Below are 15,142 nucleotides of genomic sequence, written 5' to 3'. Positions count from 1 at the left end.
CGTCGGTTCCTGAAAAAACATACTGAACAAAAGCGTACTGTCGGCTTCAATAGGAGCCGTCACAGGACGGCCTCTTGAGTACTCTTAAAATAGGGCCGCTTGGAAAAGCACATAGGATAGCTGAAAACCAAAAAGCTGTATATCCAGCCATATGAATTGAGCACTCTACTCCTGCTCGGCGGCCCAAAACGCTTCAATCAAGCCACGGCTGGAAGCATCCATACGGCTGATACTCTTTTCACCGTCGATAATGGCCTGGGTGTCAGTGGCAATTTGTTTGCCAAGCTCAACCCCCCACTGGTCGAAGGGATTGATATCCCAAATCACGGCCTGCACGAAGACTTTGTGTTCATACAGCGCTATCAACGACCCTAGCGTGGCAGGCGTGAGCTTATCCAGCAGCACCGTTGAAGAGGGCTGATTACCCCGGTAGCGCTTGTGTTCGGGGCGAGGGCCATCCTCTTCCAGCGCATCGTCGCCCAACATCAGCACACGGGACTGGGCAAAACAGTTGGCCAGCGCCAAGCGATGCTGCGACTTCAAATGGCGGCGGGTATCCAGATTTTCGACCTCATCGTAACGCTTAAGCGGCGCGATAAAATCGCACACCACCGGCTGCGTGCCCTGGTGAAGCAGTTGATAAAACGCATGCTGGGCATTAGGGCCCAACTGGCCCCACAGCACCGGGCAGGTGGAGTAGTTCACCGCTTGGCCCTGGCGCGTCACCGATTTGCCATTGGACTCCATCTCCAACTGCTCAAGATAGGCGGCAAAGTACTCAAGCCGCCCGTCGTAGGGCAGAATCGAGTGAGCGCGAATATCCAAAAAGTTAACGTTCCAGATACCTGCCAAGCCCAGTAACACCGGCAGATTGTCCTCCAGTGGCGCATCGCGGAAGTGGCTATCCATAGCATGGGCGCCCGCCAACAGTTCGCGGAAGTTCTCCATGCCAATGACCAACGCAATCGGCAGCCCAATGGTGCCCCACAGCGAGTAGCGCCCGCCGACCCACTCCCAAAACATCAGCTGGTGGTCCGGGGTAATCCCCCACTCGCTCATCTTGTCAGGGCTGGCGGATACACCAATAAAGTGCTGGCGCACAATCAGCTCTGCGCTGATCGGTTTGGCATGGGGGCTGACTTCTGGCAGGTCGGCGTGCTGTGTAAGCCGCCCGATTAGCCAATCGCGGGCCGTGTTGGCGTTGGAGAGCGTATCAATGGTGGTGAACGACTTGGACGACAGCACGAATAGCGTGGTTTCAGGGTTGAACCGGCTGAGGTAGTCCGCCAATTGGGAGCCATCCATCGTGGAGGCAAAATGCACCTCCACCGGGTGAATATCGCTGGGGCGATAGTCCGCGAGAGCATGGGTCACCATCAGCGGCCCTAAATCCGAACCTCCCACCCCCAAATTCACCACGTGACGAATCGGCTTGCCGGTGGCCCCACGCCACTGGCCTGCGTGTAGCCGCTGCACCAGCCGCTCCATCTGCGCCAGGCTGTCATGCACGGCCCCCACAATATCTTCACCCTCGACTTCCAAGTGGGCATCTGCGGGCAAACGCAGCGCAGTATGCAGCGCTGGGCGGTTCTCACTGACGTTCACCCGCTTACCGCTCAGCAGCGCCTCGATGGCCCCGGGCACGCCCGCCTCTTGGGCCAGCGCCAGCAGGTGCTCCAGCGTATCGTCGTCCCAACGCTGCTTGGAAAGGTCAAGGGTGAGCCCCGCCACCTGACGAGTAAAGTGCTGCCAACGGCCAGGGTCATCCCCAAACAGGTTTTTCAAGTGGACATGCTTAAGCGCCTGGGCGTGCTGTGAGAGCGTTTGCCAAGCGGGTAGCGTATCGGGAGTTGCTGTTGCTGAAGCCATGTGCCTTCTCCTGTGGCGTCGCTCCGTGAGGCAGGAATCTGTGTTGATCAGGCCTGTTCTGCGTTAACAAGGGCGCGTAAACTACGCAGCCTCATTAACCATCCTGGCTTGCCCATGAGTGATGCATCTTACCGCGACGCTATCTTTTCAACACCCCTAGACAAGGTGGCTAGGTTCTCCTTTGATGAACAGGTGGTCGCGTGCTTCCCCGATATGATCCGCCGCTCGGTGCCCGGCTACGGCCAAATTCTGGGCATGCTGAGCCTGATTGCCAAACGCCATCTGCGCCACGGCGCCCATGTTTATGATCTGGGCTGCTCGCTGGGCGCATCCGGACTCGCCCTGGCAGGCGCGCTACCCGCCGATGCGTTCCGCTATACCGGTATCGACCTTTCCCCGGCCATGGCCGCCCGAGCGAAGCAGACCTTTCTCGATGAGTGCCCTGACCACGCCATGCAAGTGGAAGAAGCCGATATTCGTACCTACGAGTATGCGCCTTCGGGGATGATCATTCTCAACTTTACGCTGCAGTTTTTGCCACCGGCCGATCGTGATGCGCTGCTCAAGCGGCTGTACGCTGCCCTGGAGCCCGGCGGCGTGCTGATCTTGTCGGAAAAGACCGTCGATGCCGACGAGCGTGATAACGCTTGGAGGGTCGAACGCTATCACGACTTCAAGCGTGCCAACGGCTACAGCGATATGGAGATCAGTCAAAAGCGCACCGCGCTTGAGAACGTGCTGATTCCTGACACGCTGGATGCACTGCACGAGCGTTTGTCGCTGGCAGGCTTTCCCCGCGCCATGACCTGGTTCCAGTACCTGAACTTCACCTCGCTGATCGCTTTCAAGGAGGGTTAAGGTGGCGCTACTCCCCGACGATCATCGCGTGCTGTATCAAGCGTTTCTGGACCAAGCCGCCCAGGACGCCTCGCTGACGCCCTGGCTTGCCAAGCTTCCGGAACAGCTCGCCAACGGGCTGGACCGCCAGCGTCATGGCGATCTCTCCGCCTGGGAAAAAGCCGTGGCCAAGCTGCCGCCATTGCCGGAAGAGCGCCGTGTGGATCTAAACAGCGACACGCTGACGGTAGACATCGATCTCACCGACAGCCAGCAGCGCCAGTGCTTCAATCTGCTGCGCAAGCTGGCCCCGTGGCGTAAAGGACCGTTCAACCTGGGTGGTATCGAAATCGACACCGAGTGGCGCTCTGACTGGAAATGGCAACGCGTCGCGCCGCATCTCGCGCCGTTGAAGTACCGCAAAGTGCTGGACGTGGGCGGCGGCAGCGGCTACCACGCCTGGCGTATGTCGGGTGCAGGCGCGGCTTTCGTGTTGGTGATTGACCCTTCCCCACGCTTTTACTGGCAGTTTCAGGCGGTGCGCCACTTTGTCGGCAACGCCGATGAAGGACGTACACAGTTTCTGCCGGTGGGTATCGAGGACATACCGGAGAACCTGGGCTTCTTCGACACGGTGTTCTCCATGGGCGCGCTGTACCACCGCCCCTCGCCGCTCGAGCACTTGCAGCAGCTAAAAGGCGCGCTGGCCCCTGGCGGTGAGCTGGTACTGGAGACGCTGGTAGTGGAAGGCGACGAGCAGACCGTGTTCGTACCCGGCGAGCGCTACGCCGCGATGCCCAACGTCTACTTTTTGCCCTCCTCCAAAGCACTGTGCCACTGGCTAGAGCGCTGCGGCTTTACCAATGTACGGGTGGTAGATGAAGCGGTGACGACACTCGATGAGCAGCGCTCCACCGAGTGGATGACCTATCAGTCGCTGGCGGACTTCCTCGACCCGGATGACCGCAGCCGCACCATAGAAGGCTACCCCGCCCCACGCCGCGCGGTGATCCTGGCAAACAAGCCGGAATAGTGAGTAATGGCCGCCCACCATTTTTAAACCAGTACTTTTAAATCAGCACTTTTAAATCAGCGCCTTAAAATCACCAGCCAGCGACCCAGGTTCATCACGCTGGCTAGCGACGCGGCCACATAGGTAAAGGCGCAGGCGGTGAGTACGTGTCGGGCACCGGCCATATCGGCGGGCGGCACGTACTCTTTTAGCAGCGGCAGCGCGCGGTTAAAGCTAGCATCGAACTCCACCGGCAGCGTGACCAGATGCACCAGCGCGGCGGTGCCGAAGCTAATCACCGCCATGACGACTATCATCGCAAGCCCACCGGGTAACCGCGTCAGCAGGAACAGAAACGGCGCGGCCATCATCAAAATAGCGCCTAGCTTTTCCGCTTTTTGCGCCACTTGCACCAAACGGCTGCGGGCCAGCAGCGGCGCATAACCTTCATGGTGCTGAATAGCATGGCCCACCTCATGGGCGGCAACGGTTACCGCCGTAAGCGAACGGCCATCGTAGTGATCGGGCGTTAAGCGTACACAGCGTGCCTCAGGGTCGTAATGGTCGCCCTGTTCGGTGCGCTCTACCCGTACGCCCTCCACACCCATACGGCGTATCAGGTGTTCGGCCAATTCCGCACCGGTACCTGGGTAATCATCACGCCCTCGGGTATGGCGCTTTAATACCCATTTTGCCCATAGGTTGGGCAGCACAAAAATAGCCAACGCCAGCACAATTAAGAGGATGAGCATCACAACACCGGAACCCGCCAAGTAAGAGAGACATCAACGCTCATTTTTACCACGAATGGCGGGGGAACACAGCTTAGTCAGGCTCGTTGCGATGGGCTTCGACATCGCGCTGAACCGCTTGCAGCCCACGTGCGGAGATATCGCCTTTGGCGTGGGCATGCTCTGCCATCAAAATGCTATCTACGGCCAAGACCAGCTCACAATCGGTATGGGCTAACTCATCGCGCAGACGCTGAATGGCGGCTTCCCGCTGGGGGTCGCTGTCGACGCGGCGAATATAAATCGCTTTGATCCGATCCGGGTAAGCTTTGACGACCTCCGTGTAGACTTCCGGGTCGTGCTGGCCGCTATCGCCAATCAAAATGCAGGGCATGTCGTCATACAGCGCCAGCATGCGGTCGATCAGGTCACGCTTATGATCCTCCGCTCGACGGGGCCACGGCTTACGCCATGAGATCCCCCACTCCCGTAAAAACAGAATAGGGCCCACTGGAATCCGGTTGATTTGGAAGAAAGCTTCCAACATTTCATAAATCGCCCACGGGCCACGAGAAACATAAAGAATCGGCCGCTCGGCCTTTTCGGTCTGCCCACGGTAAAGCGCCTGATAGAGCGATGCTACACCGGGAAACGCCGTCCGTCGGTGGGGCTTGCGCACAAACAGTCGGTAAAGCATTTTGAACTTTTCCGCCACGCCGGTGAACATCACCGTATCGTCGATATCGCTGATCACCAACAGGTCCGCCTCAGGAGGCGGTACGTACACTTCTACGCTGGTACGGATCGGTGGGTGCCCCTCGGCATGGACCAAAATATCGGCGCGATGCCAGGAAACATCGACCGGCAAAGGCGTACTAATCGGCAGGTGGGCATCAAAGTAACCGTCTCGGTCGGTGGTTAAACAGAGCTCATTGCCCTCCACCCGAATATCGACTTTGGCATTGGCGAGGCCACGCCGGAACACTCGCCGCGCGACGTCGGCGGTATCGCGCAGCATACCGCGTCTAGGAATGGCGCGGCCGAGTGCCGCTTGGCGGAACACTCGGCCCATCACAAATATTTCCCGCTGGGAACCGTAACCGCGGTAGGGGTGCACCATCATCCCGCTGCGACCACTGTCCCGCTTCATCGGTTTTGCAACAACGTGAGCAAGCCTTTTGGCAAAGCTTGCCCACTGGTGATACCACGCCATTAAGCGTGCTGACCCGAGTGGCGCCCTTCCTGCAGCTCTTCCAGCAGCTTGGCGTTGAAGGCATCCAGGTCTTTGGGTGTGCGGCTGGTCACGAGGCCACTGTCGACCACTACCGGCTCATCCACCCAGTTCACACCCGCATTTCGTAGGTCTTGGGCGACACTCGGCACGGAGCTCATCTTGCGCCCTTCGACCACGCCAGCGTTAATCAAAATCCACGGCGCGTGGCAAATGGCGGCGACGGGCTTGCCCGCCTGGAAGAACGCTTTTACAAAGCTCAGGGCGTCTTCGTTCAGGCGCAACTCGTCAGGGTTGAACAGGCCGCCGGGGAGTACCAGGGCGTGGTAGTCGGACTCGCTAACGTCTGCCAGTGCCTTGTCGGCCTCGTAGGTATCGCCCCAGTCGGTTTCTGCCCAAGCGCGAATGCCCTTGCCTTCCGGCGAGACAATATGCACTTCAACACCCTCTTTTTGGAGCGCCGCGCGAGGCACGCTCAGCTCGGACTCTTCAAAACCGTCGGTGGCTAAAATAGCAACACGTTTACCATTCAGTGTTTGATTCATCGTGCTCTCCTTTTCGTGATGATCTTTTCGTGATGAGGTTACGTCTACAACACCTCTCCAGTGTGGCGCATCTTATACAATCGTCAAGCGTAGAGGCCGAATCAGACTAGTCGCTACGCGCTTAAGCGTTGTACAACACGCGGCCTAGCTGGCTCACATCATACCCTCTTAGCGTACTCGCACGCTGGGCAAACCGGGGCTCTCTGGCAAATTCAAACAAGGCTTGGACGGCAGGCTCAAAGTAGCTGCGACGATGCATCACCAGATCAAACGACTCCTCCACCAGCGGGATAAAGTCCAGCTGCTGGCGTTGCGCGGCAGACTCCATCCCCAGCCCAACATCGGCTTCACCTTGGGCAATGGTCAGCGCTAAATCGTCCTCGCTGAGCGCAGGATGTGCCGCCCATCTCAGCGCTTCGGGCACAATGCCCGCCTGCTGCAGCAAGCAGTTCATGAGCTGCGCGGCCCCTGCGCCCGGCTGGCGGTGGGCAAGCATGGCTTTGCGCTTGGCAATGTCGCCTACCGACCGAATGTCCAATGGATTCCCCAGCGCCAAGAGCAGCCCCTGGCGGCGCGTGGCCCAGTGCAGCACGATCAGATCGCGCACTCCGCCTAGGCCCAACGCAGCAGGTTCGTTATAGCGCCCAGAAGCCGCGTCGAGCAGATGGATCCCCGCTAGCATCGCCCTGCCTTTCAGCAAGCGGCGCACGCCGTCGCCACTGCCTTGACACAACGAGGCCAAGTCACTCCCGCTCTCTCGCACAGCCCACTCCAGCAGCGGGTCTTGGCTGCCCGCCAATACCGGCGGAGGCGGCTGCCGCTGCGCCTGGTCGCCTTCCAAGTGGCTAAGCACCCACATATCAATATGCTGTCGAGGAAACAGCAGCTTTCCCGTCGCACGGCTGCAGGGGATATGGCCCTGACGCACCAGGTCGTACACCTTGCGCTCTTTCAAACGCAGATAATCCGCCACCTCAGCGGTAGTCAAATAGTCGTTTGGCATCGCTCACCCTGCATTTAGCTGCGTATGGCTGCATATATTTCAGTAGCCAATGCATAACATCAAGTAAACGTACACTATGCAGCCTACTGAATACACTTTGCTCACCCGTTTCTTCCGTGGCCATCGCACTGGCATGTGCGCGACCCAACGCTTCTACATCAGGTACTTATGTCAGCAAGTGATAACCCTTTTTATACGGCGCTCGCGCTGATTCTGGGCATGGACTCAGATTTGATCGACATCGTGGTGCTCTCTTTACAGGTGTCGCTGGTCGCCGTGCTAATCGCCAGCGCCTTGGCGCTGCCAGTGGGAGCGGCGCTCGCCCTATGGCGTTTTCCTGGACGTAACGGACTGATCGTCGTACTCAATGCACTGATGGGGCTACCGCCGGTCGTGGCGGGGCTATGTGTCTATTTGCTGCTCTCCCGGGCAGGACCACTAGGCTCGTTTGGGCTGCTGTTCACGCCCAGTGCCATGGTAATTGCTCAAGTCATCCTAGTGTTTCCCATTATCGCTGCGCTGACGCGCCAGCAGGTGGAAGCCCTGCACCATGAGTACGCCGAGCAGCTACGTTCGCTGGGGCTGACCCAGCTACGCATGATGCCCACCCTACTGTGGGATGCGCGCTTTGGCCTGCTGACGGTGATTCTAGCGGGCTTTGGCCGGGCCAGCGCCGAAGTGGGCGCGGTGATGATCGTCGGCGGCAATATCGACGGCGTGACTCGGGTGATGACCACCAGCATCGTGCTGGAGACCAGCAAGGGGGATCTTCCCCTGGCGCTCGGGCTAGGCATCGTACTGCTGACGCTGGTCACCCTCATCAATGCGCTGGCCCATGCGGTCAGTGAAGCGGCCAAGAGGCGGTTAGGATGAATGCACCGCTCACTACCTCCTCTTTCACCTCACAGGCCGATGTGCCAGCCCTGCACTTTCAGCAGGCGAGCTTTACCCATCGTGGACACGCCTTGTTGGTGCCCACCACCCTCACGCTGTCTGGCTGTCAGCGCACGTTGATCATGGGGCCTAACGGGGCGGGTAAAAGTCTGTTCATGCGTTTGGCTCACGGTCTACTCCGCCCTAGCAGCGGCCACGTTAGCTGGGAAGGCGTACCTCCCGTGCAGGCCATGGTGTTTCAGCGGCCGGTGCTGCTGCGTCGCTCGGTGATCGATAATCTGATCTACGCCCTGGCCGTCAAACGCGTGCCTCGCCGGGAGCGCAAAGCACTCGCCTGGCAGGCGCTGGAGAAGTTCGGCTTAGCAGCTCTGGCCAAGCGCCCCGCGCGGGTGCTGTCTGGCGGCGAGCAGCAGCGGCTAACCCTGGCCCGCGCTTGGCTGTTAACCCCTTCCGTGCTGTTTTTGGATGAACCCACCTCCGCCCTTGATCCCGCCGCCATTAAGGCGGTGGAAGATGCAGTGAATGAGTTTCACCAGAGCGGGACGCGCATCGTCATGACAACCCACGACCTGCATCAGGCGAAGCGGCTCGCCGACGACGTGCTGTTTATGTACGGCGGCCAGGTGCTGGAGCACACCAGCGCCAAGCGATTTTTCGACACCCCGTCCTCCTCGCAGGCCAGGGCGTTTATCCGGGGAGAACTGGTTTGGTGACCCCCACTCAGTGTTGAACAAGACCCAAAGGAGCAGACCGTGAAGACAACGACCACGCTTATCACCGCCAGCGTATGCACGACCGCCTTGGCCTGGAGTGCTTCGCTACTCGCGGATGACGACTTCATTACACTCGCCTCCACAACGTCCACCGAGAACTCAGGGCTGTTCGATGCCATTATCCCCACGTTCACCGAAGCCACCGGCATCGACGTGCGCGTGGTGGCCGTGGGCACTGGGCAAGCGTTTGAGATCGGCCGCCGTGGTGATGCTGACAGCCTACTGGTACACGATACGGCAGGCGAGGAGCAGCTCGTGGCGGACGGTTACGCCACGGAGCGTTTGGACGTCATGTATAACGACTTCGTGATCGTAGGCCCCAGCGACGACCCGGCAGGCATTAGCGACAGCGAGAGCGTGGCAGACGCCTTTGCGCGTATCGCCGAGAGCGGGTCACCATTTGCCTCACGAGGCGATGACAGCGGCACGAACCGCGCCGAACTGCGTTTGTGGGAAGATGCGGGCGTGACACCCCAAGGCGAGTGGTACCGCGAGCTGGGCAGTGGCATGGGCCCGACCCTAAACACCGCTGCGGGTATGGACGCCTACACCTTTACCGACCGCGCCACCTGGGTCGCGTTCGATAATCCGCAAAACCTCACACTGCTGTTCGAAGGTGACGAAGCGCTGTTTAACCAGTACGGCAGCCTGCTGCTCTCGGAAGAACGCCACCCGCACTTAAAGCATGATTTAGCCGCTCAGTGGCACCAGTGGCTCGTCTCTGAGGAGGGTCAGCAGGCGATTGCTGACTTCGAGGTAGGCGGCCAACAGCTGTTTTTCCCTAACGCCAAGTAGTCTTTTGCAGAAGAGCCTTTGGCGGTATTGGCATACACCGCCACTGAGGCAAACGCAACAAGGCCTGCTGCACCAAGTGCAGCAGGCCTTGTTTTATGACTATGGTTTTAGGACTATGATTCTAGGGCTATGATTTAGATAACGCGGCGTCAGCTCAGCGGCTCAGCAATTCGCGAACATCCTTTGCTTCCCAATGGGGGAAGTGCTTGCGTACCAGCGCGTTCAGGTCACGCTCAAAGGCGGCCCAATCGGTGGTAGCGGCCTGTTCACGGGCGTTAGCCACGCCGCGAATCATACCGGCACCTACCGTCACGTTGGTCAAACGGTCAATCACGATAAAACTGCCGGTACCCGGGCTAGTACGGTAGTCGTCTACCGGAATGGACGCCGTTAACTCCACCTCGCAGCGGGCGATGGCGTTCAGCCCCAGTGAATCGGTAGCGTGCTTTTCCAGCGTATTAACGTCGATCTGGTACTCAATGGCACTCACCTGCCCCGCTAAGTCGCGGGTGGCGAGCTTGATGTCGTAGAGCTTGCCGGGCGTGAGAGCGTCTTCATGCATCCACACGATATCAGCGTTGAACACGTTAGAGAGCGGAATTTCAGCATCGGCGCTCACGATCCAGTCGCCACGGGAGATATCAATCTCATCTTCCAGAGTGACGGTAATCGCTTGGCCTGGGTACGCCGCGTCTAAATCGCCATCAAACGTGACAATGCGGGCCACGCGGGATGTTTTACCCGACGGCAGCGCTTTGACCGCCTGGCCAGGGCGCAACACGCCTGCCGAGAGCGTACCGCAGTAGCCACGGAAATCCAGGTTCGGGCGGTTAACGTACTGTACCGGCAAACGCAGGTCGGTGAGGTTTTGATCGCGGCTGATTTCGACGCTTTCCAGCAGCTCGATCAGCGTTTTGCCTCCGTAGCGCTGGCTATCGTCAAAGTACCAGGGCGTTTGCTCGCTGGGGTTGACCACGTTGTCGCCGTTGAGTGCCGACATCGGCACGAAGCGGATATCCGGGGCTTGCAGGTTCTTAGCGAACGCCCGGTACTCCTCGACAATCTCGTTAAAGCGCGCTTCTGAGAAGCCCACCAAATCCATCTTGTTGACCGCAATGACTAAGTGCTGAATGCCCAGTAGGTCGGCAATGAAACTGTGGCGGCGTGTCTGGGTCTGCACGCCGTAGCGCGCGTCGATCAGAATAATCGCCAAGCTTGCGGTGGAGGCACCGGTCGCCATGTTACGGGTGTACTGCTCATGCCCAGGGGTATCGGCAATAATGAACTTGCGCTTTTCTGTGGAGAAGAAGCGGTAAGCCACATCAATGGTAATGCCCTGCTCCCGCTCGGACTGTAGGCCGTCCACCAGCAAAGCAAGATCCACCGCATCCCCAGTGGTGCCGCTGGTTTTAGATGCCTTGGTAATCGCTGCCAACTGATCTTCAAAGATCATTTTGGAGTCGTGAAGCAGCCGCCCGATCAGGGTGGATTTACCATCGTCGACGCTGCCGCAGGTAATAAAGCGCAGCAGGTCTTTGTTTTCGTGCTCGTGCAGGTATTGCTCAATGTTATCGGCAATTAACGTTGACTGGTGCGCCATTAGAAGTACCCCTCACGCTTTTTCTTCTCCATGGAGCCGGCCTGATCGTGGTCGATGGCACGGCCACTGCGCTCACTGGTTTTGGTCAACAGCATCTCTTGGATAATTTCCGGTAGCGTTGCTGCCGTGGATTCCACCGCGCCGGTGAGCGGGTAGCAGCCAAGGGTTCTAAAACGCACCCACTTCTCCTCCGGCACCTCGCCTGGGGCCAATGGAAGGCGGTCATCGTCCACCATGATCTGCATACCGTCGCGCTCAACCACCGGGCGCTTGGCGGAGTAGTACAGCGGCACAATCGGAATCGACTCAAGGTAGATGTACTGCCAGATATCCAGCTCGGTCCAGTTGGAAAGCGGGAAGACGCGAATCGATTCGCCTTTATTGACCTTGGCGTTATAGACGTTCCAAAGCTCAGGGCGCTGATTTTTGGGATCCCAACGGTGGTACTTGTCGCGGAAGGAGTAGACGCGCTCTTTGGCACGGGAGGCTTCTTCGTCACGACGCGCACCGCCGAAGGCAGCATCAAACCCATACTTGTCCAGCGCCTGCTTGAGCGCCTGGGTTTTCATGATATCGGTGTACTTCGCGCTACCGTGATCAAAGGGGTTGATGTTAGCTGCCCGCCCCTCTTCGTTGGTGTGCACAATCAGCTCCATGCCCGCCTCTTCCGCCATACGGTCACGGAAAGCGATCATTTCGCGGAATTTCCAGGTGGTGTCCACGTGCATCAACGGAAACGGCGGCGTGCCAGGGTAAAAGGCTTTACGCGCTAGGTGCAGCATCACCGAGGAGTCTTTACCGATGGAGTACATCATCACCGGATTGCGAAACTCTGCCGCTACTTCCCGGATGATATGGATCGATTCAGCTTCGAGCTGCTTCAGGTGGGTCAGTCGGGCGGCATCCGGTGCGATGGGCACCTCTTGCGTCGCTGCCGACGGCGCAGAAAACTGGTTCATTACCTACTCCCTCACAAAACGGTGCTTGCTTTTATGGGTAGGGTAACGCTATGCCAATAATAACCCAAAAGAATTAATAACTATCTTTTTATACCTATAACGCCTAACAGGCTCTTTAGACAACCACACGCTCAATCCAGGTCTGCCACTCGTGAGCGTTGAAGTCGACCACGCGATAGCCAGGGCGTGAGGCTTCATCGATGGCAAACTGCTCCGCTCCCGGCAAAAACTGGTCAGCCATGGCGGGGCAACCGTAGACACCAATATCGGTGCCAGCTGCTTGATGATGCTGGGCGTAGGCTTGGTGAGCATGGCCAAACAGGATCATTTTCACCTGCGGATAGGCACTGAGTAACTGCCAAAAAGCGTCGCGGTCTTGCAAGCCAATGGCATCCATCCAGGCAGCACCTACGTCCACAGGCGGGTGGTGCATGGCAATAAGGGTTGGCCGGTCGTCTTGCTCAAGCCGTTCTGCCAAAGCGCTTAAGGCAGCACTCCCCAGCTCGCCGTGGGGTTTGCCCACTACCTGGGTGTTGAGCAGCAGTAAGCGCCATTGCTCCAAGTCCACCTCCTCTAACAGCGGATGTTCGGCGGCCATCAGCTCTGGCTGGTCATGGTTGCCAGCAATCCAGAACCACGGGCATGGCAGCGCCGAAAGCGCCTCGCAAGCAAGGGCGTAGGAAGCGGCGGTTTCATCCTGACTGATATCACCCGTGAACACGACGACATCGGGTCGTTCAGTAATCACAGCCTCCAGCACACGTTGAAACTGCTGCCAGGGAATTCCCGCCCGGGAGCGTGCCTGCTTATCGGCATAAAGATGGGAATCAGTGATTTGAATCAGCCTCATGACAGTAGCTCCATTAACGACATTCCATCAACGCAATTCGGGCATGTCCACGGTATGGCCGTGGGCCAGCCCGTGGGCCAACCACTCACCCAAAAAGCAGTTGAGCTGCAGCTTTTCATCCGGCTGGTGCATGCGGGCATTGGGGTAGCGATAGCGGCCGCTAAAATGGCGCTCGCGTTGAAAGTCGACCACTTCCGCCATACGCACATCATGGTAGAGATGTACGCGCATGCGCGGGCCTTCGATCACTGCGTCCAGCGGCCCGCTCTGGGTCACTTCTACCAGGGTGGTATAGGGCGCTTCCTGCAGTATCGCTAAATGCAGGTCACCAAAGTGCTGATGGTCGCTGCGTAGTGCGATATCACGGCGCTGACCGCTCTCCATATCCCCTACTAGGCGCAGCAGGCGCAGATAGTTAGCGCTACATTCGCCCTGCAGGGTTTTTAAATCGGTGACGTAGGCGGCTCTTGCCATGATGACTCCTTACTAGATTCGCTTGGCGTCAGTATTCGAGAGGGCGGCGCGTTGAGACGCGGCACGCAGCGATGCCCGCTGCCCCGCCAGCCAATGCAGCCCAATCAAAGACATGGCGTTGTCGAGTCTTCCCTGCTCTAGGAGTTCCCAAGCGGTGGTAAACGTTACAATGTGCACGCGGATATCTTCGTGCTCATCTTCGACCCCATACACACCGCCTAAGCCGTGAGTATCCACCAACCCGCAAAAGAGCGTCACACGTTCGTTGCAGGCACCCGGGCTTGGGTAGTAGGTATGCAACTTGGTTAATTGCCCCACTTGGCAACCCGCTTCTTCCATGGCTTCGCGACGGGCTACGTCTTCCAGGGATTCATCCTTATCTACCAAGCCTGCCACGAGTTCTAATTTCCAGGGGGAGGTCGGGTCGTCAATTGCCCCAGCGCGAAACTGTTCGATGAGTACCAGGGCATCACGGTGCGGGTCGTACAGTAGCACACCCACTGCATCGAAACGGTTATGCACTTCTCGGCGCATAGTAGCGCTCCAGCCGCCTTCAAACAGCCGGTGGCGCAACTCCAGTGCTTCTAGGCGAAAAAAACCTTGATAAAGGGTGTCGCGTTGGATGAGTTCGACATCATCACGACCAAGCGTAGGGCCCATACGGCACTCCCGATGATAACAATCGAACTATTATCAATGCTGCCCACCGGGAATGCCAATGCGGTGATTAACCGCGTGTCATCGTCATCGAAAGGATACTGGCTACGTTAGAGCTGGCTGAGTAGAGCCTCGGCATCCCGTCGTAGCGCTTCATCTGACACTTGGCGATTCTCTCGGGCCGTGCCGTTCACCGCGCGCTGGGCATGCTCCCGTGCCGCCTGAGTGTTGCCCTCTTCTTTTAAAAACGCCGCGTAGTAGTAGTTCACGTCGATGCCGTCGGGGCGAAGCTCAAGCGCACGCTGGAACATGCGCTCGGCAGTATCGCTGTTACCAAATCCCAGCGGGCGACCTGGGGCACGGTCATATAATGCGCCCAGCGTGACATAGGCCGAGCCGTTGCCACCGGTGAGGTCGATCTCAATGGCACGCTCCAGCACATCACGAGCGTCACCGGCCGTACCCAAAGCCCCCAAACCGCCGCGCTCGCGGGCGTAAGAGGCCAGCACAATACCCTGCCAAATCAGCACCTCGGCTTCATTAGGATGCTGGCTTGCTAGCTGTTCGGCTTCGCTGGCGAGCGCTTTTAGCGTACCTTCCCTCTGGTTGGCAGGCATTTCCGTTACTGTATGCTCCCAGCGGTTTTTCAGCGAGAAAACCTCCCCTTCAAATGCTGAGGCATTGAGAGGCGCCAGGGCCAGCGTGCTGCCCAGGGCTGCGGCGATTAATAAGCGAGATAATGGAATAGCGCGCATAGTCACTCCAGGTTTGTTGTTGTAACGACTGTATTTATAAACCTCTTCAAGCCAAGTATCGGCTTACTTAGACAATGTAACGAACGTTTGAATGATTCGCCAGAGAATCGCGACTTTGTTATAAAACCTTCCCGTAGCGTAAGCTTGATGCCCTGGT

General features: G+C 58.3%; 16 protein-coding genes. 5 read left to right on the top strand and 11 right to left on the bottom strand.

Going from position 1 to position 15,142, the window contains the following annotated elements; all coding sequences use genetic code 11:
• Nucleotides 1-165: 165 nt before the first annotated feature.
• Entirely contained in the window at nt 166-1,869 is a 1,704-nt protein-coding gene (gene pgi, locus L1249_RS09995; RefSeq protein ID WP_213262946.1) for a glucose-6-phosphate isomerase, read from the bottom strand.
• A 114-nt stretch (nt 1,870-1,983) separates the two neighbouring features.
• Here pgi and cmoA point away from each other — a divergent pair, with 114 nt between their 5' ends.
• Together cmoA and cmoB are read left to right on the top strand one after the other, a co-directional pair.
• Nucleotides 1,984-2,727, top strand: coding sequence for a carboxy-S-adenosyl-L-methionine synthase CmoA (gene cmoA / locus L1249_RS09990; protein ID WP_228168661.1), 744 nt, complete (start codon nt 1,984-1,986; stop codon nt 2,725-2,727).
• Nucleotide 2,728: 1 nt separating this feature from the next.
• On the top strand, nt 2,729-3,739 hold the full coding sequence (gene cmoB, locus L1249_RS09985; RefSeq protein ID WP_228168662.1) for a tRNA 5-methoxyuridine(34)/uridine 5-oxyacetic acid(34) synthase CmoB: 1,011 nt from the start codon (nt 2,729-2,731) through the stop codon (nt 3,737-3,739).
• Nucleotides 3,740-3,795: 56 nt separating this feature from the next.
• On the opposite strand, the gene L1249_RS09980 is transcribed toward cmoB, so the two are convergent.
• From L1249_RS09980 to L1249_RS09965, 4 genes are all read right to left on the bottom strand, one after another.
• Nucleotides 3,796-4,470, bottom strand: coding sequence for a zinc metallopeptidase (locus tag L1249_RS09980; protein WP_058576396.1), 675 nt, complete (start codon nt 4,468-4,470; stop codon nt 3,796-3,798).
• A gap of 73 nt (nt 4,471-4,543) precedes the next feature.
• Nucleotides 4,544-5,662: an App1 family protein gene (locus L1249_RS09975; protein ID WP_058576395.1), complete on the bottom strand. Its 1,119-nt coding sequence runs from the start codon at nt 5,660-5,662 to the stop codon at nt 4,544-4,546.
• The gene (locus tag L1249_RS09970; RefSeq protein ID WP_228168663.1) at nt 5,662-6,225 is read right to left on the bottom strand and encodes a type 1 glutamine amidotransferase domain-containing protein; all 564 of its coding nucleotides are present in this window, start codon (nt 6,223-6,225) and stop codon (nt 5,662-5,664) included. The genes L1249_RS09975 and L1249_RS09970 overlap by 1 nt, the downstream gene beginning before the upstream one ends.
• A 121-nt stretch (nt 6,226-6,346) precedes the next feature.
• Nucleotides 6,347-7,228 carry a helix-turn-helix transcriptional regulator gene (locus tag L1249_RS09965; RefSeq protein ID WP_228168664.1) on the bottom strand — a complete coding sequence of 294 codons (882 nt, stop codon included), beginning with the start codon at nt 7,226-7,228 and terminating at the stop codon, nt 6,347-6,349.
• Between the two features lie 168 nt (nt 7,229-7,396).
• Between L1249_RS09965 and L1249_RS09960 the strand changes: the two genes are divergently transcribed.
• From L1249_RS09960 to L1249_RS09950, 3 genes are read left to right on the top strand one after another with little or no spacing between them, the layout of a single operon-like run.
• Nucleotides 7,397-8,101, top strand: a complete 705-nt coding sequence (locus L1249_RS09960) for an ABC transporter permease (protein ID WP_228168665.1) — start codon at nt 7,397-7,399, stop codon at nt 8,099-8,101.
• Nucleotides 8,098-8,835 carry an ATP-binding cassette domain-containing protein gene (locus L1249_RS09955; RefSeq protein ID WP_228168666.1) on the top strand — a complete coding sequence of 246 codons (738 nt, stop codon included), beginning with the start codon at nt 8,098-8,100 and terminating at the stop codon, nt 8,833-8,835. Before L1249_RS09960 ends, L1249_RS09955 begins: the two co-directional genes overlap by 4 nt.
• Before the next feature lie 39 nt (nt 8,836-8,874).
• Nucleotides 8,875-9,690 carry a substrate-binding domain-containing protein gene (locus tag L1249_RS09950; RefSeq protein ID WP_228168667.1) on the top strand — a complete coding sequence of 272 codons (816 nt, stop codon included), beginning with the start codon at nt 8,875-8,877 and terminating at the stop codon, nt 9,688-9,690.
• A 154-nt stretch (nt 9,691-9,844) separates the two neighbouring features.
• Here the strand turns inward: L1249_RS09950 and cysN are convergent, their stop codons facing one another.
• The 6 genes from cysN to L1249_RS09920 all read right to left on the bottom strand — a co-directional run bounded on the left by cysN (nt 9,845) and on the right by L1249_RS09920 (nt 14,985).
• Entirely contained in the window at nt 9,845-11,290 is a 1,446-nt protein-coding gene (gene cysN / locus L1249_RS09945) for a sulfate adenylyltransferase subunit CysN (protein ID WP_058576392.1), read from the bottom strand.
• The gene (gene cysD / locus L1249_RS09940; RefSeq protein ID WP_044629057.1) at nt 11,290-12,249 is read right to left on the bottom strand and encodes a sulfate adenylyltransferase subunit CysD; all 960 of its coding nucleotides are present in this window, start codon (nt 12,247-12,249) and stop codon (nt 11,290-11,292) included. Before cysD ends, cysN begins: the two co-directional genes overlap by 1 nt.
• A gap of 115 nt (nt 12,250-12,364) precedes the next feature.
• Nucleotides 12,365-13,099: a phosphodiesterase gene (locus L1249_RS09935; RefSeq protein ID WP_058576391.1), complete on the bottom strand. Its 735-nt coding sequence runs from the start codon at nt 13,097-13,099 to the stop codon at nt 12,365-12,367.
• A gap of 27 nt (nt 13,100-13,126) precedes the next feature.
• Nucleotides 13,127-13,573, bottom strand: a complete 447-nt coding sequence (locus L1249_RS09930) for a DUF1249 domain-containing protein (protein ID WP_058576390.1) — start codon at nt 13,571-13,573, stop codon at nt 13,127-13,129.
• A 12-nt stretch (nt 13,574-13,585) separates the two neighbouring features.
• On the bottom strand, nt 13,586-14,233 hold the full coding sequence (locus tag L1249_RS09925; protein WP_228168668.1) for an NUDIX domain-containing protein: 648 nt from the start codon (nt 14,231-14,233) through the stop codon (nt 13,586-13,588).
• A gap of 107 nt (nt 14,234-14,340) precedes the next feature.
• Nucleotides 14,341-14,985, bottom strand: a complete 645-nt coding sequence (locus L1249_RS09920) for a hypothetical protein (RefSeq protein ID WP_228168669.1) — start codon at nt 14,983-14,985, stop codon at nt 14,341-14,343.
• Nucleotides 14,986-15,142: the final 157 nt, after the last annotated feature.

It is taken from the genome of Halomonas sp. Cn5-12 (assembly GCF_021532545.1).
GTDB lineage: Bacteria > Pseudomonadota > Gammaproteobacteria > Pseudomonadales > Halomonadaceae > Vreelandella > Vreelandella aquamarina.
This window is presented reverse-complemented; position numbering and strand designations above follow the sequence as displayed.